The following is a 24307-nucleotide window of genomic DNA, read 5'->3' on the forward strand; positions in this document are numbered from 1 at the left end:
ACAGGATCTGACGCAGGTTTAACTGGCACTCCGGTCCCCATGAGGCACTCTGTCGGGCACGGAGACCCTCATCATGACCCTGCGCAAGTTCATCCGCGACATCCTGTCCTGCCTACCCGTTCTTCTGGGCTTCCTGACCATTCACAGCGCCCTCGCCGCCGCTTACATCGTGCCTTCGGCCTCCATGGAGCCGACACTGCGGATCGGCGACCAGATCGGCGTTATTGTCCCGTCCTACGGTCTCAGCACGGCCAATCTACCGTTCGGCGATGCCTTAAAGCCTTCTTCCGAAACGGAAAGCCGCCTGTTCGGGCATCTGCCCCATCGCGGCGATGTGGTCGTGTTCCGCGCACCCGCCAACCTGCACCAGACCTGGATCAAGCGCGTGATCGGTCTGCCGGGCGACACGGTGGCCCTGGTGCATGGTCGGATCATCCTGAACGGAACGGTGCTTCCATGGAAAGACATGGGGCCAACCCGCGAGGAAAGCCGGAAGAACGTCTGGCGTGCGGCAGAACGTTATGAAGAAACCCTCCCGGGAAACATCCACCACGACATTCTCAAAATGTCGCAGGACGGAGAGCTAGATAATGTCGCGCCCTTCACCATTCCCGCCAATCATCTGTTCGTTATGGGCGACAACCGTGACAACTCCGCCGACTCGCGCGTCAGCGTAGCGGATGGGGGCGTCGGGCTGCTTCCCGTCTGGAACCTTCAGGGGCAGGCCCGCGCCGTCCTGTGGTCATGGCGGGATATCGGCAGAACGGCGCTCGTTCTCTGATTTTTCGCCCTAACCCTCTTGCAGGAAAGCATTAACCCCTGTAGGAGAAGCGCCGTCGGCCGGAGTGTAGCTCAGCCTGGTAGAGCACTGTGTTCGGGACGCAGGGGCCGGAGGTTCGAATCCTCTCACTCCGACCAGCCGATAATTTTTCCAGAAATCGCTAAAACAGTTTCAGGCCCGCAGGCCAGCGCATTTCTGCGTCTGAAATGCAGACCCCGAAAACGCAAAAAATGCCCTCCCCCTTTCGGGAGAGGGCAAAACGACTTCAGGAGCGCTTGTCAAAGGCCGAAGAGGTCGGCCAGACGCCCTGGGCATAGACCTGCCCGTAAGCGTGAACTTCCGTCAGATAGGTCCGCTCACCTTCGAGGACGATCTTCACGGTCGGGGCCAACGTACCACCGATGCGATAGGTCGTCGGGTCCTGCGGGTCAGCCGAACCGGGCTGCGGCAGGGTGTCGATGAAGGACTGCACGTAACCGGCAGGATCGACGAAGTGCGAGTAGGTCTCGTACGGAGCAGCAGACGGATTGCCAAGCACGAGGCCCGAACCGTTCAGCGGCGCATACGGACCGAAAATGCCGTTTCGGGACACGAAACCATACACACCGTCCGGACCCGTGCTGTTGCCGGTGAAGGTGGAGTGATGAGAGATCGTGAACAGATAGGTCAGACCATCCTGGAAGACGACATGGGGGCGCTCCGTCTGGTCATTGACGCCAAGCGCCGTGACGAGGGCTGGCAACATTTCCCATTTGGAGAAATCGCCCCGCGTAGAGTCGGATGTCAGACGGGCAATGCCGATGGCTGCAGCGCCATACTGCGCGCCAGCCGGAACGGTCGTGGCGGGCGGAACCGGACCCATCTCGTCGGAACCGATGGTGAAGTTCCCGCGCATGCCCGGAACATTGCCTTCAAACAGGGCATAGATCTGGTTGTCGTCAGGATTGCGGAAGATATGCGGATCGCGGAAATCCCAGTAAGCGTCTTCGACGATGTTGGCATAGTTCACGCCGTCTGCCTGGAACATGTCCGTGCAGACATCGAAGCCCTCGAACCAGACGCCGGTGGCATCTGCCAGAATGCGGCCCGTCGTGTAGGACGGAACAGACTCGGACGGCGTATCGTTGACGGAAGTATAGAACAGATCGACCGTATTGGCGCTGTTCTCGCGCATGACAGCACAACCGGACCATTCCCAGCTGCGGGAGTTGGCACCTTCCTTGATGACGCGGCCACCGAACTTCCAGTCCGCGCCATTGCCGGTGCGGCTGTAGTAGTAGCCGATATAGGAATAGTTGTTGCGGCTGTGCCAGCCCTCGGTCGTATCGCCCGTGGCGGCACGATCGGCAACGAGGGCGAACATGACGTACCAGCCCTTGAAGGTGACGGTCTTGCCGTGAATGTCGCGCAGCAGCCAGGTGTCCCACTGCCACACATCGGAATCGATGACGGGGAACGCGTAGTCGATGACCGGCATGGTCGTGGTCGGATCATCGGTACGGATCTTCATCGCATCAGCGATCGTCCAGCGCGAACCCGACTGGACTGCGCTCTGCGTGCTGGAAACAGCGTTCATGAGTTTTCCTGTAGCTGAAAAGAGAAAAGCCAGACGCACGCCAGAATCCGAACCCTTGTTTCAGGCCCGGATGCTGGAGAAACGTCCGAATAGAAAGATCAAGTCCTGTACTGAGCCGTAATTTTCACGCAGAAAAACATGTCTTGTTTCTAAAATGCGCAACAAAAAAGGCCGCTTCTTGTGGAAGCAGCCTTTCTAAAATTCTTTGACCTGAAATTATTTTTTGAACCAGTAATCATTAACGTTTAATGGCTCAGTGCCACAGTTATAGGAAAAAGCTGCGCGCGATGCAAGCAAAAAAAACCCACCCGTCATCGGGTGGGTTTTCAGAAGGTTCAGAAGTCCGCAAGCCTCAACGGCGCTGAAAACCCGCCAAAGCAGAACGCGAGAGCTCTTCCAGAAGATCAATCGCGCCTTTCGAGTCGTTCAGGCAGGGCACGAGAGCAAACTCTTCACCCCCTGCTTCCATGAATTCTTCCCGAAGCTCGTTCCCGATTTCATCCAGCGTTTCGATGCAGTCCGTCATGAAGCCTGGCATGATGACCGCAATCTTCGTAATGCCCTGTGACGGAAGAGCTTTGACGAAGGGCGCCGTATAGGGCTGGATCCATTCAAGCGGCCCGAAACGGGACTGGAACGTCAGAGGCATCTGCGATTCACTCAGCCCAAGAGCCGTCCGCAGTCCGGCGATCGTCCGCTCACATTCGTCGCGATACGTATCACCCTTTTCGATGCAGGTTTTGGGAAGGCCATGAAACGACGCAACAATCTGCTGCGGCTTGAAGGACAGTTCCGCCAGCGTGTCCTGAACGGACGTTTCAAGCGCGCGGATGAAAGCAGGGTGATCCGGAAAGGACGGAACCGTCAGAACGGCTGGCTGCCGGCGTAGGCGCATAAGCGCACGGAAAAGCTGGTCATTGGCCGTGGCGGTCGTGGTTGCGGAATACTGCGGATAAAGCGCAATGCTGACGATCCGGTCACAGCCCTGATCCATCAGGCTTTCCAGCGCTTTTGCAACGGAAGGACGACCGTAACGCATGCCCCATTCCACCGGCACACCATCAGCCCTCAGCCGCTCAGCAAGCCCTTCGGCCTGCCTACGCGTATAAACACGCAACGGAGAAGCATTTTCGTCCCGATCCCAGATCCGCGCATAATTCGCGCCGCTGGCGAAAGGACGTTTTGTGAGGATGATGCCCTGAAGAATGGGCTGCCAGATCAGAGGAGGACTCTCGATGACGCGACGGTCAGAGAGAAATTCGCTGAGATATCTTCTGACTGAGAAATAGCCTGTATCGTCAGGCGTCCCCAGATTGATCAGAAGTACACCCGTCCTGCCTTCTGGCGGAGGGGTGATGCGGGGGGTTTTATGTAAAAAAGCCATGGTGCCCTCTACTGTGGAACCGGGCACGCATTCAGGTAAAGAGGGAAAACGTCTGGAGATACGCGTCCCTTGCGGGACGCTATCGTCGGTGCCTTACTTTCGCATAGGAAACATCCGGTTTCCGCACCTCGTGCAGGAGAGTATAGGCACACACCGCAACTGCGGCAGCCATCGGACCAACATACGGCAGAAGAGTATTCGTCAGAGCCATACTTGCCTCCTTTGAGCCTTTGGAAAAGATTTTCCGGTAAGCTCAATTTAGAGATTGAGCACATCTCTTCTGCATTTCAAGAAAAAAATCGAAATTCTTCAAAAAACATTCAAAAAAATGAAATAATCTCCTTTTTTCAATACCTTAAGCGCATACGACTCTGCATCACCTTGGCAGCTTTACGCAACCATCCCATCTCAGAGGGGTTACAGACGCATCGTCCGATTTTGATTAAGGATTTCCAGACATGGCTACACAGGACCCCGTCATTTACGTTGTTGCTGACGGCGAAAAAGCCCGTTTTCTGCGCCTTGAAGGCTCACAGCTCCGGACCATCGAAACCTTTGACCTGCATAAAGGCTCCAGTGCGGAAAAGGACGTTGCGTCCATCAAAGCTCCGCATGAAAACCCGCGGGAGCAGCTCAAGGTGCATTTCACCCGCGATCTGGCCGCCCATATCAACAAGGCCGCACAGAGCAGCGATGTCGAAGGTATTCTACTTGTCGCTCCTCCGCAGGCTTCACACGAGATCCGCGAACATCTCGACAAGCCGACCACGAAGAAGCTCTTCAAGACGCTGGTCAAGGATCTCGTCAATACACCGGACCACGACCTGCTGAAGCATCTCGACCGCCCGGAAACAGGCTGGCCGGAACTCGCCTCCGTCTGATTGCCATCAGACCGTGGGAAGGATCGTCAGACAGTCCTTCCCGCAAGACAGGGCTGCCTCACCCCGGTCGTCCCCGGCCAGGAGGACGGCAGCCCGCGCAGATAGCGCACGGCCAGAAGCCCGAAACATTGCGCTTCCAGAGCATCCCCGTCCCATCCCAGATTGTCCACGGATGCCACAGGCCCTAGCCGCCGGTTCAGTCCATCCATCAGGACCGGATTGTGACGCCCGCCTCCCGCCAAAAACCACAGTTCCGGCCTCACCGGAAACGCCGTTCGGGCCACGGATTCAACCGTAAACGCCGCCAGAGTCGCTGCACCATCTTCCGCGGAAAGATCTCGCACAAGCGCCATGGCTTCGGGATGAAAACTCAACCTGTCGAGTGATTTGGGCATAGGGCGCGCAAAATATGGCATCGCCAGAAGCGCTTCCAGAACATCCTGACAGACCGTTCCCGAAGCCGCCAGTGCGCCACCAAAATCACAGGGTCGGCCCGTATGCTGGAGCGCCCAGTCATCCAGAAGCGCGTTTCCCGGCCCGGTATCGCAGGCCCACACGCCTCGCTCCCCGGCCGGATCCTGCGCTCCCAGAACCGTCACATTGGCGACGCCACCAATATTGAGAACCGCAACAGGACGACTTTCCTGCCCAAGCAGAGCGGCGTGAAACACAGGAACCAACGGCGCGCCTTCCCCGCCATTTTCCAGATCCCGCGCCCGAAAATCGTACACGACTGGAACGTTGCACCGCTCCTGAAGGAGCCGGGCATCCCCAATCTGCCAGCTTCGGCCCAGTTCCGGCTGATGCAGGATCGTCTGACCATGAAACCCGATCACCGCAGGCTCCAGATCCGGTGCCTGCTCCCGCAACAGACGCACCGCCTCCACATGCTGCAAAGTCAGATCCCGGGCGATCGCCAGAACGTCGGGATCATCCTCCGCCAGACCCGCCGCACGATCCAGAAGCGACCGCGTTTTGGCCCGAAGTTCTGGGCTGTAGGGCAGTGTCAAAGAGGGCCCGATGCGCCCGATTCGCACGCCATCCGTTTCGATCAGAGCGGCATCCACCCCGTCCAGAGACGTCCCGCTCATCAGTCCAAGCGCCCAGACCATCCCAGTCGCGCCCGCGTTGGCCGCAGCGTTCAAAGCCCGGCGAGCGCCAGATGCAGATTGCCCTGACACCGCTCCAGAAGCGGCTCGATCTCCGCCAGAGCCACACCATTCCGCAGCAGAACGGCCCGTTTCGTGTTTCCTTGCACGAGTTTCAGAGCCTCACGCGCCTCTTCGGCTGTTCCTCCGGCCAGTTCCATGACCATACGTTCCGCGCGCACCTGAAGCTTGTCGTTGCTAATGCGCATATCCACCATGCGCCCACGATAGACATGCCCCAGACGCGTCATCAGCGCGGTGGAAAACAGGTTCAGCGTCACTTTCTGCGCCGTTCCAGCGGCCATCCGTGTCGAACCCGCCAGAACCTCGGCTCCGGTCGGAATGCAGATCCCGAACTCCGCTTCCCGCAACAGACGCGACTCCGGGTTGCCACTCACGCCGATCGTCAGGGCTCCGACTTCCCGTCCGAGCTGGACAACCGCACAGGTGTAAGGCGTGTTGCCGCTGGCCGCGACGCCGATCACCACGTCATGTTCGGTCGGGTGATAATCCAGCAGATCAAGCCGCGCCTGATCTTCCCGGTCTTCCGCACCTTCCGCCGCCTGTGTCGTAGCCCCGGCGCCACCCGCCAGCAGCAGAACCAGCTTTTCGGGCGCAACACCAAAGGTCGGCGTCAGTTCCACGCCATCCTGCAAGCCGATGCGACCGGACGTCCCGGCTCCCGCATAGACCAGCCGCCCCCCGGCCTGAAGCCGGGGCACAGCCGCCTCAACGGCACGTTCAATGGACGGCAAGGCTTTCTCAACCCGATCCAAAGCCGCCTTCTGCGATGTCAGAAGCCGCTCCAGAAGAGCATCGAGCGGCAGACGCTCGATATCCTCATTGATCGCAAGAACCGTCTCTGTGCGGGAATTTGTCATTCGGCTTCGTCTTCGTCCGGAATTTCATTGCGACGGAAAAGCTGCCCGTCCTTCAAAAGCCCCTGCTCCACAATGCTTTCTGCAATCTGAACTGCATTGAGGGCTGCACCCTTGCGCAGATTGTCGGACACACACCACAGCGCCAGACCGTTCTCGACCGACGGATCAATCCGCAGACGGGACACATACGTCGCATCCTCGCCCACACATTCGATCGGCGTGACATAGCCGCCGTCTTCGCGCTCATCGCGCAGAATCACACCCGGCGCCTTGCGCAGTGCCTCACGCGCCTTCTTCAGATCGACCGGCTTTTCGCACTCGATGCTGATGGCTTCCGAATGCCCGATGAACACCGGAACGCGCACGCAGGTCGCCAGAACCTTGATGTCCGGGTCCATGATCTTGCGGGTTTCGACGGCCATCTTCCATTCTTCCTTGGTCGCACCGTCGTCCATGAAACGGTCGATATGGGGAATGACATTGAAGGCAATCTGCTTGGTGAACTGAGCGACCGTTGGCGGATCGTTGACGAAGGTGCCCTTGGTCTGGGCGAACAGCTCGTCCATCCCGTCCTTGCCTGCGCCTGAAACGGCCTGATAGGTCGAGACCACGATACGCTTGATGCGGAACAGGTCATGCAGCGGCTTGAGCGCCACAAGCATCTGCGCGGTAGAGCAGTTCGGGTTGGCGATGATGCCCCGGCTCGCCTTGCCGATGGCGGCGGCGTTCACTTCCGGCACGATCAACGGGATCCCCGGCTCCATACGGAAATGGGACGTGTTGTCGATCACGACGCATCCGGCAGCCGCAGCCTTGGGCGCATAAACAGCCGAAACCGAACCGCCCGGGGAGAACAGCGCAATATCCCAGCCCTTGAAATCGAACGTCTCAAGGTTCTGAACCTTCAGGACCGTCTTGTCCCCGAAGGAAATCTCGCGCCCTGCCGAACGCGGCGAGGCCAGCGCCACAACCTCATCGACCGGAAATTCCCGCTCCGCCAGAATTCGCAGCAGTTCACGCCCGACCGCACCCGTGGCGCCAACAACCGCAACCCGATAACCCATGATCTTTTCCCGTTCCCTGAAAATCAGCCCGAAAAGGGCAGACGCTTTAAAAGCGCCGACAGACGGTGCCGCCGCAGTTCGTAGCGGGCCTTGCGCCCCGTCGCCATATAGTTGAGCTGGATCGCATAGCGCGTTCCGACAAACTGCCGATGTCCGTGCCAGGTGGCCGGACCGTTCGGAAACACCAGAAGCGTCCCTTCCGCGGGTGTCACCTCAACATCGAAATCCTCGACATCATCCGGCCCGTTCAGCAACCGCAAACAGCCATCGCGCGAGGCCCAGTCCTCGCCGCGCGGATTGAGATACAGCAGGATCGTGACCAGCTTGGCCTCGGAATCCCGATGGATCCGCCCGTCCTTTTCCCGCGTGCGCCCGCGCACCGTCAGCATGGTCGGCGCTTCCGCCAGATCCAGCCCGAATTTCTCCGCCACCAGCGCCTTGAGCTTCGGCCCCTGCAATTCCGCAATCATGCCCGCAACACGCGGCGTCAGCTTCAGGGCTTCCGGCGGAAAGGAACCACCGGATTTCATTTCCGGCAGATCGGAGACAACCGCCTTCAGGTCATCGTTGCCGATGAAATGCGGCACCACCAGATGCGGAAACGGTTTTTCCGCAACGGGTGCGCTCTCGAACGCATCATAATCAAGAGAAATCCTGCTCATGGCGCGGAAGGCTAGACGCGGCCCACGCCGGCGACAAGGCCTATTCCACACATGTGAGACCTGCCTTTTACGAAAGAATATTACCCCCGCAGCGGCTTATGCGCCCTTACCATCCGGCTCGTCGCCAGATAGCGGACATATCCTGCCCCCAGACGGTTCGCCCCGCCCGTGCAGACATGTGGCCCCGGCAGGGACGAAATCCTCCCGTCCCACACGGTATGAAGCAGACGCGGATCCGTTCGGCATTCCAACGTCCGATGATCCACTCCCGACTGCCCCACATCATCCGCCAGAACAGAGTGCGCGGAAAGATCATTCCGACGCGGCTCCTGTGCTCCCGCCGACAGATCCGTCAGCGCCAGACCACTTCCCGTCAGAACTGCAAGCAACAGCAGAGCACGCATCAGCGAAACTCCCATCCAACAAGGCCGGCTCAGGACCGGTCGGTTAACAAGACGACTCTCGGGCATTAAAAGTTGCGGCAACTTTGTGGCGGGGCGAACAGATTTTTGCCTTCAAGCCGTCCGACCACTGGGCGTACAGATGGTTTTCCTGCCTCCCCAGTGCAAGGTGATGCCCATGAACACCCGGACCCTCGTCCTCCCCGAACTTCTTCCGCTCCTTGAAGAAATCCCCACCGTCGATCTCTCGCCCGACTCCCTCCCCGCCTTCCGCGACGGACTGGAACAGGCCGCCGGACAGTCTTTCCTTCAGGCCGAAGACTATCCCGTCATCCTTGAACGACTGACCATTCCCGCCACGGACACCGCGCCCGCCCTCCGCCTCCTAAGCGTTCGCCCCCGCAAGGACGCCACCGCGCCACGCCCGGTCCTTCTGCACCTGCATGGCGGCGGCTATTTCGCAGGCCAGCCCGAACTCACAGCCACCCAGCTCTGCCAGTTCGCTCAGGATCTGGACTGCGTGGTCATTTCCCCGGATTACCGCCTCACCCCGGAACATCCCTTCCCGGCAGCCATTGAAGATGCCTACGCGACACTCTGCTGGATCACGCGCAACGCCGACACACTCGGAATCGACGCCTCCCGCATCGGCCTGACCGGCGAAAGCGCGGGCGGCGGGCTCGCAGCCGGACTGGCCCTTCTGACCCGGGACCGCGAGGGCCCGACGCTCCTGTTCCAGAACCTCGTCTACCCCGTGCTCGACGACCGCACGACGACGGGTCAGCCCAACGCTTCCCCGGTCGGAGGCGAGTTCCTGTGGACCCGCGCCAGCAACACCTTCATGTGGACGGCCCTCCTCAATCCCGTAGCGCCCGGCTCTGCTGACGTCTCACCCTACGCCGCGCCCGCCCGCGCCACCGACCTGTCCGATCTGCCCCCGACCTATCTGTCCGTCGGCGCGCTGGACCTGTTTCTGGACGAAGACCTCGCCTACGCGCAGCGCCTGATCCATCAGGGCGTTTCGGTAGAACTGGAAATCGTGCCCGGCGCCTGCCATATCTTCGACCAGACAGACACCCCGGTCGCCACCCGCTCCATCGCACGCCGTATCGACGCCATGAAACGCGGATTCGGTCTCTGAAGAGTGCGCGGCCAAAAGACAGGCCCCGGTTCCCATCATGTCACAGGGGCCGGGGAGACAGGAGAACAAGTTCATGGGCGACCATCGCGATGACCGGGACGCCATCAACGGCGAAAACACCGTCTATCTGGCGGAGCTGCACGCACGCTGGCAGCATGACCCGGCCTCCGTAGACACGGCCTTCGCCTCCCTGTTCGAAACCCTTGGCTCTGACCGCCTGCCCGCGGAAACAACAGAGCAGACCGACGCCAGCGCCGAAAGCCTGAAATTCGCCTATCGCCTGCGCGGACATGCCATCGCAAAGCTGGACCCGCTGGGCCTGGCACCCGTTCCCGACATTCCCGAACTGAACCCGCCCGGTGCCGACCGAGACCTGATCGCCCGTCTGCGACGTGCCTATTGCGGCACCACAGCCGCCGAGTTCATGCATCTTCAGGACCCCGCCCAACGCCAGTGGTGGATCGACCGTCTGGAGACGCCGGTTCCCGGCCCGTCGCTGGACCAGAAGCGCCTCCTCCTCGCCCTGACCCGCGCCGAAGCCTTCGAGCAGTTCTGCCAGAAACGCTTCATGGGCATGCGCCGTTTCGGCCTTGAAGGCGGTGAGAGCGTCATTGTCGCCCTGCGCACCCTGATCGATGCCGCCGCACAGGACGACGTGCGCTCCGTCTCGCTCGGCATGCCCCATCGCGGCCGTCTGAACGTAATGGCCAACATTCTGCGCAAGCCGTTTGCCGCCATTTTCAGCGAATTCGCAGGCACCGCCTTCAAGCCCGACACCATTCAGGGCTCGGGCGATGTAAAATACCATCTCGGCACCGCCACAACGCTCGAACATGCAGGCCATACCGTCCGCATTTCGCTTCTGCCCAACCCCTCGCATCTGGAAGCGGTGGACCCCGTTGTGCTGGGCCGTGTCCGCGCCGATCAGGATCGCGAAAAGGACCACGACCGCCAGCATCATCTGGGCATTCTCGTCCACGGCGATGCTGCCTTTGCCGGTCAGGGCGTCGTGTACGAAACCCTGAGCCTGTCCAAGCTGGAAGGCTACCGGACGGGCGGCACGGTTCACGTCATCATCAACAATCAGATCGGCTTCACCACCGTCCAGTCCGACGCCCATTCCGGCATCCACAATACCGACATCGCCAAATCCGTTCAGGCCCCGATCCTGCACGTCAATGGCGATGACCCCGAAGCCGTCTCCCGCTGCGCTTTTCTGGCGCATGAATGGCGCCGCACCTTCCAGTCCGACATCGTGCTGGACGTCGTCTGCTATCGCCGTCACGGCCATAACGAAGCCGACGAACCCGCCTTCACGCAGCCCGCGATGGTCCACGCCATCCAGTCCCGCGCCACGACACGCAGCCTCTACGCCCAGCACCTGACCCGCACGGGCGTCATGACCGAGGCCGAAGTCGAGGAGATGTGGAACCACTTCCAGAACCGTCTGGAAGAACAGTTCGAAACCTCCAGAACCTATCGACCCAACAGCACGGACTGGCTCGACGGCCCCGAAGATCCGACACGCCTGCAGGATGAGCAGGACCGCATCCAGCCCATGACCGGGGTGCCGCTCCGCCGCCTGCGGGATGTCGGAGACGCTATCGGAACGATCCCCGAAGGTCTGGCCGTCCACCCCCGTCTGGCCCGCCAGATCACCGCACGCGGCAAGGCGGTAGCCGATGGCGGTCCACTCGACTGGGCCACGGCGGAAGCCCTCGCTTTCGGCACTCTGTCCATGGACGGCCACCCTGTCCGCCTGTCAGGTCAGGACAGCCGTCGCGGCACGTTCAGCCAGCGTCACGCCGTGCTGTTCGATCAGGACACAGGCCGCGAAGACACGCCCCTGACCCATATCGCGCCCCATCAGGCCCCGCTGAACATCTGGAACTCACCGCTCTCGGAATATGCTGTTCTCGGCTTTGAGTACGGCTATTCCCTCGGCGATCCGGAAGCTCTGGTTCTGTGGGAAGCGCAGTTCGGCGATTTCGCCAACGGTGCGCAGATCATCCTCGACCAGTTCATCGCATCCGGCGAAACCAAGTGGCTGCGGACCTCCGGCCTGACCCTGCTTCTGCCGCATGGCTATGAAGGCGGTGGCCCGGAACATTCTTCCGCCCGCCCCGAGCGCATTCTTCAGCTCTGCGCCGAAAACAACATGCGCGTGTGCAACATCACGACACCCGCCAACTACTTCCACGCCCTGCGCCGTCAGATCGCACGCCGCTGCCGCAAGCCGCTGGTCGTTTTCACACCCAAATCCCTGCTCCGCAACAAGGACGCGGTATCCATGCTGGACGAAATGGGACCGCACACCCGTTTCCAGCCCGTCATCGCAGACCCAGCCAAGGAAGAAGGTGCACGCCGCGTCATTCTATGCACGGGCAAGGTCTATTACGATCTGGTCGCCGAACGCACGCGCCAGAACCGTGACGATGTCGCCATCATCCGCATGGAACAGCTCTATCCCTTCCCGCACCATGCACTCATGGAGCAGCTCGCCCGCCATCCGGACGCAGAACAGGTCGTGTGGTGTCAGGAAGAGCCCCTCAACAACGGGGCATGGATTTTCGTGGACCGTCGCATCGAACGCGCCCTGCGCGCCTGCGAGCATCGGGTACAGCGCCCGGACTATGCAGGCCGCGACAGTGCCGCCTCGCCCGCAACCGGACTACCGGGCGTGCACGCCGCCCAGCAGGAAAAACTGGTTCAGGACGCTCTGTCCTGAACCACCCCAAAAAGGAAAAACCTCAGGTCGGGCCGCCCTGATAGCCATAGCTGCTGCGGCCCGCTCCGACATTCCCGTAATCATCACCACGGAACTGCCGTGAGCCCTGCCCGCCATAATCCGGCCCACACGCCGCCAGCGCCGCCAGGAGTCCAAGCGCTATCCCAATCCGAACCCGCATCATCAGCATTTTCCTTGCGTATCAGCCTGTTGCGACATCATAGGCCGCAAAATCCCGGCAGACCACCAGCGGATAGCTGTTTGATGTAGGGGCATCTGCTCTTTTCGGGAAAAATGGTGAACCGGCTGGGACTCGAACCCAGGACCATTCGATTAAAAGTCGAATGCTCTACCAACTGAGCTACCGGTTCATCCGCACGCTGGCTACCCCACAACCTATAGGGCGTCAACCTCACAACCGCGAAAAACAGGCCCAGTGCCTCTCCAGACATGGTCTCTCCTCGCAAAAGAGGCTATGGGCGCCACACACTTCGTCTCTCTCAGTCCCGAAAGGAAGAAACAGATGCCCATCCAGATTCTTCCCGGTCTCGCACTCGAAGACGACGAACTGAAGGTGACCTATATTCTGGCGTCAGGCCCCGGCGGTCAGAACGTCAACAAGGTGGCGACGGCCGCACAGCTCCGCTTCGACGCCGCACGATCTCCCGCCCTGCCAGACCGGATCAGAACCCGCCTGATCGAACTGGCAGGGAGCCGGGCCACGCAGAATGGCGAAATCATCATCACTGCACGTCGCTTCCGGACACAACAGCGCAACCGCGAAGACGCCATCGAGCGTCTGGCAGAACTGATCCGGAAAGCGGCCCATCGCCCTGCGTTCCGCGTCGCCACACGCCCCGGAAAGGCCGCCAGACAGCGCCGTCTGGACGGAAAATCCCACCGGGCGGGGATCAAGCGCAACCGGACAGTACGTCTGGACGACTGATTAACGTCATCGGCGATATCCATGCCGAACAGGACCGGCCACAGCTTTTTTCTTCCCCCACGATCTCATCCGATACGGTCAAATAACATAAATTCGGACCCAGAACCGGTCCCTACAAACATCACCGAAACGAACAATTCTATATTTCTCCAGAAAACATCAATCTGGAATTTAATTTCCCCAACCCGAACCGTAAAATCTTTTTGTTGCTAACCTGCAACAGGGAGAAAAACAGTTTCAAAAATCATTTTTGCTACTTTCCCGTAACAAGTTTTTGTCATTACTCTTTCTAACCCCCCGCTGAACCCAAGGGCGGTGTCTTATGGAGGTACAAAGAGTAATAATGAAATCCCGGCACCGCATCTCCCTGCTCGTGACAACAGCCTTTTCTGTCATGCCGTGTCTGTCCGCTTTCGCCGCGACGACAACCCCTCATCCTGTCCGTCACCACAGCACCAAGACTGGCAGCAGCACGCACGCAACTGCACATCCCGCCAATACTCCAGTCGCGAAGACTGCGAGTGCCGCACCACGCAAGAAAAAGACTGACGTCAACTTCGCGGGTGAAGCCGAGACGATCAACGTCACCACCGGCACCCACGCGACGAACCGCAAGGCCCGTGAAAGCACGTCCCCCGTCACCGTGGTCTCTGCCGCGACGCTCCGCCGCTCTGGCATGCTGAACCTCTCGGACGCCCTGACCCGGACTTATGCCTCCATCAACGTGGTCGCGATGGGCGCGGATTCCGCAGCCCTGACGTCTTCCATCCAGATGCGCGGCCTCGGCCCGAACGAAGTGCTGGTTCTGGTGGACGGCAAGCGCCGCCACAACACCGCGAACATCACCGCCGATGCAGGCCCGCAGTTCGGCTCCACGGGCGCCGATCTGAACACAATCCCCGCAAACGCCATCGACCATATCGAAGTGCTCGAAGACGGCGCGGCTGCGATGTACGGCTCGGACGCCATTGCCGGTGTGGTGAACATCATCACCAAAAAGCAGGCCCACGGCATGCAGACCTCCGTGCAGACCGGCGCAAACGCCTATAATGGCGACGGCTGGCAGTACAAGGTCGGCGCGGATGGCGGCGTAAAATGGGGCAGCGACGGCTACCTGCATCTCAGCGGCGAAGTCTATCACACGGATCACATGGTCGTCGGCGCGCGGGACCACCGCCTGATTGGTAGTTGGCCCACAAACGCCACAACCACGGGCTACTATAACGGTATCGTTCCGAATGCGATGAACGTGCCGACCAATTCCAACAAGATCATGAGCACACCGGAAGAAACCCGCGAAAGCCTCGCCATTGACTTCGGCAAGACCATTACTGAAGGCGTGAATTTCTACGGCCTCATCACCTATATGCACCGCCATGGCGAAGCGTATGAAAACTACCGCACGCCCGTCATCGCGCCCACCATGTATCCGGCTGGCTTCTCCCCGCTCGAAACCTCGGAAGAGAACGACTACGCCGCCACGCTGGGCCTCAAGGGCGACAACTTTCTGGGCTTCGATTGGGATCTGAGCACCACATACGGCGCCGATGGCAACAAAATCGGCAACAAAAACACCGTCAATACCGGTATGCTGGCCAGCACATGCTCCACAGTTCCGGGCTCGGCCTATTATTCCACCGATGGTTGCGGCTGGTCCCCCAACACGACGCGTGCTGAAACCTATCGTATGGCGCAGTGGACCAACAATCTGGACTTCCGCCGCCACTTCAATATCGCCAACGTCGTGCCCATGACGCTGGCCTTCGGTGGCGAACATCGCCTCGAAACCTATGAGATCAAGGCAGGCACCCCGCCCTCCTATGAACTGGGCGGCACGCAGGGCTATGCCGGTCTCGGCCCCAACAGCGCCGGCAACTGGAGCCGTGACATCTGGGCCGCCTATGTCGATGGCGACTTTCACCCGCTCCCGCACTGGGATCTCGATTTCGCAGGGCGCTTCGAGCACTACACGGATGTCGGCAACACGGAAAACGGTAAGGTCTCGACCCGCTACGACGTGAGCAAACGCATCGCGATCCGTGGCACGATCAGCACCGGCTTCCGCGCGCCGACGCTGGCCGAACAGCACTATAGCGCCATGAACGTGGACCCGACCGGCGCCTCCGGCCTGCTACCCGTCAACTCAACAGCCGCCCGCATTCTGGGTGCCAGCGCCCTGAAGCCGGAACGCTCCGTCAGTGCCAGCGGTGGCATCGTCCTGGAGCCCGTGAAGAACTTCCACGTCGAGACGGATGTCTACCAGATCAATCTGCGTGACCGCATCGTGGGCGGTGGTACCGTCAACGGTCAGCCCGCCGTCGATGCCATCGAAGCCATGGGATATTCCCTGCCTCTGAACAGCATCACGCTCGACAACGTCTCCGCCTACTACATGACCAACGGCGCCAGCACCCGCACGCAAGGCCTCGACATCAAGGCGGACTACATGTTCCGCTTCCATAATGCTGGCAACCTGAACCTCAGCATGGCACTGGACCTCAACCGGACACGTCTGCACCACAACGGAACGGACACCAACGGCAATGTGCTGCTGAACGCACAGAACATCGGCTACATCACGACCGCCTATCCGCGCAGCAAAATCATCCTGAACGCGTTTTATACGATCGGAAAATGGGACCTGAACGTGCGTCAGACCCGCTACGGCGAGACCACGGACATGCTGACCTACTATGACTGGACGGATAAGACGCTCACCTGCCCGAGCGGCGGCAAGCTGGCCTATTCCAACAGCTGCTTTGCGCAGTTCAAGAATACGCCGCGCTGGCTGACCGATATCGAAGTCGGCTACCGCTTCAACAGCCACTGGCATCTGGCGATCGGTGCGAACAACGTCTTCAACGTCCGCCCCCGTCGTGTTCCGCAGATCAACAACTCCCGCGGCGCCCAGATCTACGACCAGTTCTCTCTGCAGGTTCCCATCACCGGCGGCTACTATTACGGCCGTATCAACGCCAGCTTCTAAAATCCACTTTCAGACCGTTTCATAAGAAAGGCGCCCCGCTACAGGGCGCCTTTTTTTAGAAAATAGCCCGATCCGGAATACTTGCAACATCTGGTGTCGTGATCGCGACAGTATTGGCGAAATGACTGCGCGCATCCTCTCCATGAACCACGCCACTCGAACAGGCAGACAAAGCCAGCGCACAGGATAGAACCATCACATCCAATACCAGAGTTTATTTCCTGATTATCATTTTATTCTTCCTTTTCTGATCCTGACGACCATACGATCAGAAAAAATATCCGTGAAATCTTATGTTTCTATCTGTTCATAAGAACGATTTATAAAAAACCTTGCCTATCACGCGACATAAATCAGCAACAAAAAAAGCCGGCGCATCACTGCACCGGCTTTCGTAAAATCCGCTTTTACGCAGGATTCAGGCTTCGACATAGGCCTTGACGATGATGTCGGGGTCCTTAACCACACCACCCGCGCCGGAACCACGCTTGAGCTGGTCCACATATTCCATGCCTTCCGTGACCTGACCGACGATTGTGTACTGACCGTTCAGATGCGGGCTGGCAGCGAACATGATGAAGAACTGGCTGTTGGCGGAGTTCGGGGCCATCGTGCGGGCCATGCCGACCGTGCCACGCTCGAACTTGGCAGCATTCGTGAACTCGGCCTTGAGGTCCGGATAGGAGCTGCCGCTCGTGCCGGTTCCCGTCGGATCGCCGCCCTGTGCCATGAAGCCCTCGATCACGCGATGGAACTTCACGCCATCATAGAAGCCTTCGCTGGCCAGCAGCTTGAGGCGCTCAGCAGCCAGAGGCGCCAGATCGGGGCGCAGCTCGATGACCACCTTGCCAGTCTTGAGCTCGAAAACCAGCTTGTTGCCGTCGGGCACTGCAGTATCGGACATCTTGGAACCTTCCAGAAATCGTTGAAGGTTCCTATGTCGGCCCTCGGCCCAGTTTCGACAAGACGATATGTGCAACATCTTCGCTGACGAAGGGTGAAATATCTCCCCCCAGCCGCGCGATTTCCTTCACGATGCGACTGGCCGTGCTGCGATGTTCTTCAGACGACAGCAGGAAAACCGTCTCGATTTCCGGCGCCAGACGACGCAAAGCGCCGGAAAGCTGGCTTTCGTAATCGAAATCTCCACCGGACCGAAGGCCGCGCACAACCGTGCCCGCCCCCGCCTGACGCACGGCATCCACTAGAAGCGTATCGAAGCCAACAACCTCGATCCGCTCTCCATGGGGCAGCTTGTCCACCTCGTATCGCAGAGCCGAGAGCCGCGCCTCCAGATCCAGCAGCGGCTGCTTGCCTTCATTGACCGCCACCCCGACCAGCAGCCGGTCGAACAGCGCGGAGGCCCTGTGGATGATGTCCAGATGCCCGAACGTGACCGGATCGAACGTGCCGGGATAAAACCCGACACGCGGATCCGTCCGCGCCTCAGGCGTCAGGTGCAGCATCATCACCTGCGGCGGGAGCTTCAGAGACCACAGTCTCGTCGGCATCGCCCTCTTCCGTGTCATCTTCCAGAACCGGGAAAACACAGATGACGGTTTCGCTGTCATTCAGGCGGAACAGTGTCACGCCGCTGGCCTGACGCGCCATGACGCGGACCTGCGACACCGGAAGACGGATCAGACGCCCCGTATCCGTGACCAGCATGACGTCCGTGCCATCAAGCGTCGGCAGCGTGCCCACCACTTCCTTGCCGCGACGGTTCGCGGAGAAGGTCATGTTGGTAATACCCTGACCGCCACGGCCCGACACACGGTAATCATAGGCCGAAGAGCGACGGCCAAAGCCACCATCCGTCACAGTCAGAAGGATTTCTTCCTGCTGTTCCAGTTCCTCGAAGCGCTCCTGCGTCAGATCGCCGGTGATTTCGACGGTTTCCTCGTCACCAGACACGGTTTCGTCTTCGGCACCGTCCTCCAGAGCGGCATTTTCAGCACGCCGCTTGGCATTGGCCATCCGCAGATAGGCAGACCGTTCCTCGACGCTGGCATCGACGTGATTGAGGATACACAGCGAAATCACCGCATCCCCGTCGCCCAGACGAATACCCCGCACGCCCGTGCTGCCACGACCGGCAAACACGCGCAGCGTCTCATCCGTGATCTGGAAGCGGATACAGCGCGCATTCTTCGTTGCGAGGAACACATCCTGACCTTCACGACAGGTCGCCACACCGATGAGGGAATCCCCCTCGTCGAGCTTCATGGCGATCAGGCCAGACGCACGGATATTGCGGAAATCGCTCAGACGGTTCCGGCGCACATTGCCGCTGGCTGTCGCGAAGGCAAGGTGCAGGTCGTCCCACAGTTCCTCGTCCTGCGGCAGCGGCAGGACGGCCGTGATGGAATCCGTTCCCAGTTCCGGCAGCAAGTTGACCAGCGCACGGCCCTTGGCGGTCGGCGCGGCTTCCGGCAGATGCCAGACCTTCATCCGATAGGCCTTGCCGCCCGAGGAGAAGAACATCACCCATTGATGCGTATGCGCGTTGAAGCTGCGGATAATCACATCATCGCCGCGACGCCCCGAGGCCGTACGACCACGACCACCCCGGTTCTGGGACCGGAAAACCTCCAGCGGGGTCCGCTTGATGAAGCCGTCTCGCGTGATGGTCACAACCATCTGCCCCGGCTCGATCAGGCTTTCATCCGTCTGATCGCCAAGTGAATCGGAAATTTCCGTCGCACGCGGGGTCGCGACTTCCGCACGGGCCGCCAGAAGCTCCTCGCGCATGACTTCCATCCGGCGCGGACGGCTCTCGATGATCTGAAGCAGCTCACCGATCTTGACGGCCACGTCTCCCAGCTCACCCTGGATCTTCTCGCGCTCCAGACCCGTCAGGCGTTGCAGACGCAGCTCAAGAATACCGCGCGCCTGCGCTTCCGTCAGACGAACCTTGCCATCGATGATGACATTGCCTTCGTCGTGGATCAGTTCCAGAAGCGGAATAACTTCCGAAGCATCCCACTCACGCGCCATCAGCGATTCACGCGCCGTCGCGGCATCCGGGGCCGCACGGATCAGCGCGATCACCGCATCAATATTGGCAACCGCAAGAACCAGACCGACCAGCAGATGCCCACGATCCCGTGCCTTGTTCAGATCGAACCGGGCGCGACGGAGAATGACTTCCTCACGGAAGCGCAGGAAAGCTTCCAGAATGTCCTTCAGCCCCATCGTCCGCGGCTTGCCGTCATCGAGCGCCAGCATATTAGCGCTGAAGGACGTCTGAAGCTGCGTGAAACGATAGAGCTGGTTCAGCACCACATCCGGCGTCGCATCGCGCTTGAGCTCGATGACAACGCGCATTCCCGAGCGATCTGACTCGTCGCGGATGTCGGAAATGCCTTCGATTTCCTTGGCCCGGACCAGATCGGCGATCTTTTCCTGCAACGTGGCCTTGTTCACCTGATACGGGATCTCGGTGATGATGATGGCCTGACGGTCCTTGCGGATTTCCTCGATCTCGGCCCGCGCCCGCACCGGAATGGACCCGCGACCCGTCTCATAGGCACGGCGGATGCCGCTGCGCCCCATGATGATGCTACCCGTCGGGAAATCCGGCCCCGGGATGATCTGCATCAGCTCGTCGAGTTCGATGTCCGGATTGGCAATCATCGCCAGCGTGGCATCAATGACTTCACCCGGATTATGGGGCGGAATATTGGTCGCCATACCAACGGCAATACCGGCAGCACCATTGACGAGGAGGTTCGGAAAAACCGCCGGCAGAACCTTCGGCTCGTTCTCGCTTTCGTCGTAGTTCGGCTGAAAATCGACGGTATCACGGTCGATATCATCCAGAAGGAACGACGACGCCTTGGCCAGACGCGCTTCAGTATAACGCATGGCCGCCGGGCTATCGCCATCGACCGACCCGAAATTGCCCTGACCGTCGATCAGCTTGACGCGCATCGACCAGTGCTGCGCCATCCGGACCATGGCGTCATAAATCGAGCTGTCACCATGCGGATGGTATTTACCCATCACGTCACCGACCGCACGCGCGGACTTGCGATAGGGCTTGTCGGCCGTGAAGCCGCTTTCGCGCATGGCATAGAGAATACGGCGATGAACCGGCTTCAGACCGTCCCGTACATCCGGCAGCGCGCGCGATACGATCACGGACATCGCGTAGGCCAGATAGGAGGAGCGCATTTCCTCCTCGATCGTCACAGGAAGACGACCGGAAGGGGTCAGATCAGTCGGCTCGGTCAGCTCGGTCAAGACAGGTCACCACGCTAGAATTCAGTTTTTCCAGCATACCGCATGCGTTACCATCATGCCAACCTAGTCCAGCACAACACACCCTCGTGGTTCAGAAGACATTATTTAGCGAATTCGACAAAAAAATCGCCAACACAAAAAAATGACAAAATTATCTAATCGACGAATTTAATTTACACCTTATTAACTTGCGAGCAGCAATCAAATCCGTTAGCAATTCTCAAACACACTCCGGCGAGTCCGTGCCGGAAATTTTTCGGAAAGATCTGATCATGGCCGATACGACCACCGACGACATCACGCCCGCCGGCAGTGATAACGCCAGCTACAACGCCACTGAAACAAGCTACCATCAGCACGACTATGTCTGGCGCTGGGTTGGCTCTGCAACGGGCGGAGACTGGACCGATCCCAGCAACTGGGTTCTGACCGATGCTGGCAATCCGGTTGATACGTCCTCCGACGCCTTCAGCGGCTATCCCATTCCCCAGAGCGAGCAGAATGCTGACGTCAATGTCGGCTATTCCGGAAACGAAACCCCGAACGTCGTCGTCTCCAATGCCGTTCTCTACAACCAGATCCGCAGCCTCAGCATCTGGCAAAACAGCACCCTGAAAATCACCGCACAGGGTGGAAACGGAAACGTTTTCGCAACAGCCGGTTTTGAGAACTACGGCACCCTCATTATCGACACCCCCTCCAAAGTCGAACTTGGCGGCGTGACAACAGGTAACGGCACCCTGACGATCCTGAACAACGACGGCAATGTGATATTAGACGATGGGCAGCTGAACAACGGCACGCTCAACCTCGTCAACTCGACCCTCGGCACCCTTGCAACGCCCATCAGCGTTTCCGGCGGCACGATCAACCTTCAGCAGAACAGCACGCTCATTACGAACCTGTACGGCGAAGGCTCCACGATCAACGTTGACCCGGCAACCACCAACACGCTGTATGTCAACGATCGCTTCTCCAACAATAGCGGCTCCGTCCAGAACACCGTCATCAACGGCGTTTCCGAGAACACCCATTTCGGCATCCTGAGCGGCTCCTCCAAGCCGGTCTCCGCAACGTATGAAGCCAATGCCGACGGCTCCTACAAGCTGACGATCACGCTCGATAACGGCCATGCCATCACCTACCCGACGGTCAATGTCGCAGACGGCTACACGCCTGCTGCCCAGGCCACGATCGTGCAGGACGGCTCGAACGGCTGGCTCATTGAAGACGCAGGCACCTCGACGGCTCCGGCCTCCTACGTCAACAGCGATCTGCACCAGCAGCTTGCCGCCACAGCCAGCGCAGCAGCCGCAGCCGGTGGCGACACCTCGCAGTACAGCAGCAACGCCGTCAGCTACCACAACCATGGCAACACATGGCGCTGGAGCGGCTCCGCAACCGGCGGTGACTGGTACGACCCCAAAAACTGGACGCTCTATGACGGCCACGGCAATGTCGTGGACACATCAGGCGATTCCTTCAGCGGTAACGCTGTACCACAGAGCGATCAGAACGCTGACGTTAACGTCGGCTATGTCGGCAACACCACGCCCAACGTCGTCGTCGCCGATGCGCCGTCCTACAACCAGCTCCGTAGCCTCAGCGTCTGGCAGAACAGCACACTTGAAATCACCGCGCAGGGCAGCAGCACTTATAACGGCTATGTCTTCACAACGGCCGGTTTTGAAAACAGCGGCACGATCCTGATCAACACCCCGTCCAAGGTTGAACTCGGCGGCATCGGGGTCAACCGTGAAGACGGCACGATCACGATCATGAACAACGACAACAACGTCGTGTTCGATACAAACAACGTCAACAACGCCGGCACGATCAACCTGATCAACGCAACGCTGGGCGCTGCCACCAACCCAATCTCCGTTTCCGGCGGTACACTCAACCTCTCGCAAGACAGCAGCCTGTTCCTGTCTCCGGGCGAAAACATCAATACCATCAATGTTGATCCGAACACGATCAACACGGTGTACGTTCAGGCTAACGGCCTGCTGCACACAGACTCATCGAACACCCAAAGCGTCGTGATCAACGGCGTCTCCGCCAACACGCATTTCGGCATCTCCGGTGTGTCTTCCGCTCCGACGGCTGCCACCTACACGCCGAACGCTGATGGCTCCTACACGCTTCAGATCACGCTGGCTGACGGTCGCCTGCTGACATTCGGCGACCTGCATATGGCAAACGGCTTTGTTCCAAGAACCAACGCCACCATCGTCCAAGACGGCAGCACTGGCTTTCTTGCGGAAGATTCAGAGGCAGGCTTTTTTATTATCGAAGCCATAGCTGAAGGCCCCTGCTTCCTCGCAGGCAGCATGATCCGCACGCCGGAAGGCGATGTGGCCGTTGAGACCCTGCGCCTCGGCAGCACGGTTCTGGCTTTCGTGAACGGCGAAACCGTCGAGCGCAAAGTCACCTGGGCTGGTCGTTCCCACATGATCGCCAAGGCCGGTCTGGCCGACGCGGAAGCCGGTTATCCGGTCCGCATCATGCAGGGCGCACTCGCGGAGGGCGTGCCTTACAAGGACATGCTGGTCACGCCGGAACACTGCCTGTTCATCAATGGCGGTTTCATCCCGGCCCGTATGCTCGTGAACGGCCGCTCTGTGGTCTATGACCGTACGATCGCCGTCTATGACTACTTCCATGTGGAAACGGTCGAACACTCGGTCATCATGGCAGACGGCATGCTGACGGAAAGCTACCTCGACACCGGCAACCGCCAGTCCTTCCGTCAGGACGGCAGCGTTGTTGCTCTGGGTGGCCGCGAGCGCAACTGGAATGACGACGCAGCAGCTCCGCTGTCCGTCAGCCGGGACGTGGTCGAGCCGATCTTCCGTGAGATCGAAGCCCGCGCCATTGCAGCTGGCCTTGAGAACACGGTTGCCGCTCCGGCTCTGACCGAAGACGCCAACCTGTACCTCGTCGCCAGCACGGGCCAGACCATCCATCAGGTCCGCACCGCCAATGGCCGCGCGATGTTCATGATCCCGTCCGACGTGACAGGCGTTCGCATCGTGTCCCGCACCTCCAGCCCGAGCGAAACGGTCGGACCGTTCGTGGACGACCGTCGCCAGCTCGGCGTTCTGGTGGGCGAAGTCACGCTGTTCGACTCTGGCAACACGATCCGCATCGATCAGCACCTGACGGACGCAGACCTGAACGGCTGGGATGTTCAGGAAAACACCCCAGTCCGCTGGACGAACGGTAACGCCATGCTGCCGCTGACGGCCCGTCAGCCAAACAGCCTCGGCATGCTCGCCATCCAGATCCTGGCCGCCGGCCCCTATCTGGCAACGTCGGAAGCAGACGTCGCCCTGACCGCCTGAAACCAGCCGGTCTGAAACGAAAAAGCCTCACCCTTTCGGGGGTGAGGCTTTTTTTTGTCTGCACCACAGTCAAAAAAAACCCGGAGGCCTGAGGCTCCGGGGTTTTTCAGTCTTCAGAAACCTTAGACGGCTCTGA

At 59.8% G+C, this 24307-nt stretch carries 19 protein-coding genes and 2 tRNA genes; 8 read left to right on the forward strand and 13 right to left on the reverse strand.

What is annotated here, in order from left to right:
- Nucleotides 1–73 precede the first annotated feature (73 nt).
- Together lepB and HKD28_RS04185 are read left to right on the forward strand one after the other, a co-directional pair.
- Entirely contained in the window at nucleotides 74–781 is a 708-nt protein-coding gene (gene lepB / locus HKD28_RS04180; protein WP_194267074.1) for a signal peptidase I, read from the forward strand.
- Nucleotides 782–841: 60 nt separating this feature from the next.
- Nucleotides 842–918 (forward strand) — tRNA-Pro (locus HKD28_RS04185).
- Nucleotides 919–1046: 128 nt separating this feature from the next.
- On the opposite strand, the gene HKD28_RS04190 is transcribed toward HKD28_RS04185, so the two are convergent.
- Nucleotides 1047–2357, reverse strand: a complete 1311-nt coding sequence (locus HKD28_RS04190; protein WP_194267077.1) for a glycoside hydrolase family 68 protein — start codon at nucleotides 2355–2357, stop codon at nucleotides 1047–1049.
- Between the two features lie 352 nt (nucleotides 2358–2709).
- Nucleotides 2710–3741 (reverse strand): ferrochelatase, encoded by a 1032-nt coding sequence (hemH, locus tag HKD28_RS04195; protein WP_194267079.1) that lies wholly within the window; start codon nucleotides 3739–3741, stop codon nucleotides 2710–2712.
- A 458-nt stretch (nucleotides 3742–4199) separates the two neighbouring features.
- Between hemH and HKD28_RS04200 the strand changes: the two genes are divergently transcribed.
- Nucleotides 4200–4622, forward strand: a complete 423-nt coding sequence (locus HKD28_RS04200) for a host attachment protein (protein WP_194267081.1) — start codon at nucleotides 4200–4202, stop codon at nucleotides 4620–4622.
- A gap of 26 nt (nucleotides 4623–4648) precedes the next feature.
- Here the strand turns inward: HKD28_RS04200 and HKD28_RS04205 are convergent, their stop codons facing one another.
- The 5 genes from HKD28_RS04205 to HKD28_RS04225 form a co-directional block, all read right to left on the reverse strand.
- Nucleotides 4649–5734, reverse strand: a complete 1086-nt coding sequence (locus HKD28_RS04205) for an anhydro-N-acetylmuramic acid kinase (protein WP_194267462.1) — start codon at nucleotides 5732–5734, stop codon at nucleotides 4649–4651.
- Nucleotides 5735–5763: 29 nt separating this feature from the next.
- Nucleotides 5764–6651 carry an N-acetylmuramic acid 6-phosphate etherase gene (locus tag HKD28_RS04210; RefSeq protein ID WP_194267082.1) on the reverse strand — a complete coding sequence of 296 codons (888 nt, stop codon included), beginning with the start codon at nucleotides 6649–6651 and terminating at the stop codon, nucleotides 5764–5766.
- Nucleotides 6648–7715 (reverse strand): aspartate-semialdehyde dehydrogenase, encoded by a 1068-nt coding sequence (locus HKD28_RS04215; protein ID WP_194261130.1) that lies wholly within the window; start codon nucleotides 7713–7715, stop codon nucleotides 6648–6650. The genes HKD28_RS04210 and HKD28_RS04215 overlap by 4 nt, the downstream gene beginning before the upstream one ends.
- Before the next feature lie 23 nt (nucleotides 7716–7738).
- Complete coding sequence (locus HKD28_RS04220) at nucleotides 7739–8377, reverse strand: 2OG-Fe(II) oxygenase family protein (protein WP_194267083.1); 639 nt, start codon at nucleotides 8375–8377, stop codon at nucleotides 7739–7741.
- An 80-nt stretch (nucleotides 8378–8457) separates the two neighbouring features.
- Nucleotides 8458–8781 (reverse strand): hypothetical protein, encoded by a 324-nt coding sequence (locus HKD28_RS04225; protein ID WP_194267084.1) that lies wholly within the window; start codon nucleotides 8779–8781, stop codon nucleotides 8458–8460.
- A 175-nt stretch (nucleotides 8782–8956) separates the two neighbouring features.
- Here HKD28_RS04225 and HKD28_RS04230 point away from each other — a divergent pair, with 175 nt between their 5' ends.
- Together HKD28_RS04230 and HKD28_RS04235 are read left to right on the forward strand one after the other, a co-directional pair.
- Nucleotides 8957–9919, forward strand: a complete 963-nt coding sequence (locus HKD28_RS04230; RefSeq protein ID WP_194267085.1) for an alpha/beta hydrolase — start codon at nucleotides 8957–8959, stop codon at nucleotides 9917–9919.
- A gap of 73 nt (nucleotides 9920–9992) precedes the next feature.
- Nucleotides 9993–12647, forward strand: coding sequence for a 2-oxoglutarate dehydrogenase E1 component (locus HKD28_RS04235; RefSeq protein ID WP_194267087.1), 2655 nt, complete (start codon nucleotides 9993–9995; stop codon nucleotides 12645–12647).
- A gap of 22 nt (nucleotides 12648–12669) precedes the next feature.
- On the opposite strand, the gene HKD28_RS04240 is transcribed toward HKD28_RS04235, so the two are convergent.
- On the reverse strand, nucleotides 12670–12831 hold the full coding sequence (locus HKD28_RS04240; RefSeq protein ID WP_194261356.1) for a hypothetical protein: 162 nt from the start codon (nucleotides 12829–12831) through the stop codon (nucleotides 12670–12672).
- Nucleotides 12832–12942: 111 nt separating this feature from the next.
- A tRNA-Lys gene (locus HKD28_RS04245) sits at nucleotides 12943–13018 on the reverse strand.
- A gap of 152 nt (nucleotides 13019–13170) precedes the next feature.
- Between HKD28_RS04245 and arfB the strand changes: the two genes are divergently transcribed.
- Both arfB and HKD28_RS04255 read left to right on the forward strand, forming a co-directional pair.
- Nucleotides 13171–13593: an alternative ribosome rescue aminoacyl-tRNA hydrolase ArfB gene (arfB, locus tag HKD28_RS04250; protein WP_062031087.1), complete on the forward strand. Its 423-nt coding sequence runs from the start codon at nucleotides 13171–13173 to the stop codon at nucleotides 13591–13593.
- Between the two features lie 343 nt (nucleotides 13594–13936).
- The gene (locus tag HKD28_RS04255; RefSeq protein WP_194267090.1) at nucleotides 13937–16579 is read left to right on the forward strand and encodes a TonB-dependent receptor plug domain-containing protein; all 2643 of its coding nucleotides are present in this window, start codon (nucleotides 13937–13939) and stop codon (nucleotides 16577–16579) included.
- Between the two features lie 55 nt (nucleotides 16580–16634).
- On the opposite strand, the gene HKD28_RS04260 is transcribed toward HKD28_RS04255, so the two are convergent.
- From HKD28_RS04260 to gyrA, 4 genes are all read right to left on the reverse strand, one after another.
- Nucleotides 16635–16778, reverse strand: a complete 144-nt coding sequence (locus HKD28_RS04260; protein WP_207728846.1) for a hypothetical protein — start codon at nucleotides 16776–16778, stop codon at nucleotides 16635–16637.
- Nucleotides 16779–16997: 219 nt separating this feature from the next.
- Nucleotides 16998–17483 carry a peptidylprolyl isomerase gene (locus tag HKD28_RS04265; protein WP_086649281.1) on the reverse strand — a complete coding sequence of 162 codons (486 nt, stop codon included), beginning with the start codon at nucleotides 17481–17483 and terminating at the stop codon, nucleotides 16998–17000.
- A 31-nt stretch (nucleotides 17484–17514) separates the two neighbouring features.
- Entirely contained in the window at nucleotides 17515–18045 is a 531-nt protein-coding gene (gene coaD / locus HKD28_RS04270; protein WP_194267463.1) for a pantetheine-phosphate adenylyltransferase, read from the reverse strand.
- Nucleotides 18026–20815 carry a DNA gyrase subunit A gene (gene gyrA, locus HKD28_RS04275; RefSeq protein ID WP_407925763.1) on the reverse strand — a complete coding sequence of 930 codons (2790 nt, stop codon included), beginning with the start codon at nucleotides 20813–20815 and terminating at the stop codon, nucleotides 18026–18028. The genes coaD and gyrA overlap by 20 nt, the downstream gene beginning before the upstream one ends.
- Before the next feature lie 281 nt (nucleotides 20816–21096).
- Between gyrA and HKD28_RS04280 the strand changes: the two genes are divergently transcribed.
- Entirely contained in the window at nucleotides 21097–24171 is a 3075-nt protein-coding gene (locus HKD28_RS04280; RefSeq protein ID WP_194267097.1) for a Hint domain-containing protein, read from the forward strand.
- Nucleotides 24172–24307 lie beyond the last annotated feature (136 nt).

Origin of the sequence: Gluconobacter cadivus (assembly GCF_015244745.1) — a bacterium.
Taxonomy (GTDB): Bacteria; Pseudomonadota; Alphaproteobacteria; order Acetobacterales; family Acetobacteraceae; genus Gluconobacter; species Gluconobacter cadivus.

Coding starts and splice junctions, on each gene's coding strand:
- HKD28_RS04215 (WP_194261130.1), bottom strand. CDS start 7,715: ATGGGTTATCGGGTTGCGGTTGTTGGCGCCACGGGTGCGGTCGGGCGT.
- HKD28_RS04225 (WP_194267084.1), bottom strand. CDS start 8,781: ATGCGTGCTCTGCTGTTGCTTGCAGTTCTGACGGGAAGTGGTCTGGCG.
- HKD28_RS04200 (WP_194267081.1), top strand. CDS start 4,200: ATGGCTACACAGGACCCCGTCATTTACGTTGTTGCTGACGGCGAAAAA.
- HKD28_RS04220 (WP_194267083.1), bottom strand. CDS start 8,377: ATGAGCAGGATTTCTCTTGATTATGATGCGTTCGAGAGCGCACCCGTT.
- HKD28_RS04210 (WP_194267082.1), bottom strand. CDS start 6,651: ATGACAAATTCCCGCACAGAGACGGTTCTTGCGATCAATGAGGATATC.
- hemH (WP_194267079.1), bottom strand. CDS start 3,741: ATGGCTTTTTTACATAAAACCCCCCGCATCACCCCTCCGCCAGAAGGC.
- HKD28_RS04235 (WP_194267087.1), top strand. CDS start 9,993: ATGGGCGACCATCGCGATGACCGGGACGCCATCAACGGCGAAAACACC.
- lepB (WP_194267074.1), top strand. CDS start 74: ATGACCCTGCGCAAGTTCATCCGCGACATCCTGTCCTGCCTACCCGTT.
- HKD28_RS04280 (WP_194267097.1), top strand. CDS start 21,097: ATGGCCGATACGACCACCGACGACATCACGCCCGCCGGCAGTGATAAC.
- HKD28_RS04190 (WP_194267077.1), bottom strand. CDS start 2,357: ATGAACGCTGTTTCCAGCACGCAGAGCGCAGTCCAGTCGGGTTCGCGC.
- HKD28_RS04205 (WP_194267462.1), bottom strand. CDS start 5,734: ATGGTCTGGGCGCTTGGACTGATGAGCGGGACGTCTCTGGACGGGGTG.
- coaD (WP_194267463.1), bottom strand. CDS start 18,045: ATGCTGCACCTGACGCCTGAGGCGCGGACGGATCCGCGTGTCGGGTTT.
- HKD28_RS04255 (WP_194267090.1), top strand. CDS start 13,937: ATGAAATCCCGGCACCGCATCTCCCTGCTCGTGACAACAGCCTTTTCT.
- HKD28_RS04230 (WP_194267085.1), top strand. CDS start 8,957: ATGAACACCCGGACCCTCGTCCTCCCCGAACTTCTTCCGCTCCTTGAA.
- HKD28_RS04265 (WP_086649281.1), bottom strand. CDS start 17,483: ATGTCCGATACTGCAGTGCCCGACGGCAACAAGCTGGTTTTCGAGCTC.
- HKD28_RS04240 (WP_194261356.1), bottom strand. CDS start 12,831: ATGATGCGGGTTCGGATTGGGATAGCGCTTGGACTCCTGGCGGCGCTG.
- arfB (WP_062031087.1), top strand. CDS start 13,171: ATGCCCATCCAGATTCTTCCCGGTCTCGCACTCGAAGACGACGAACTG.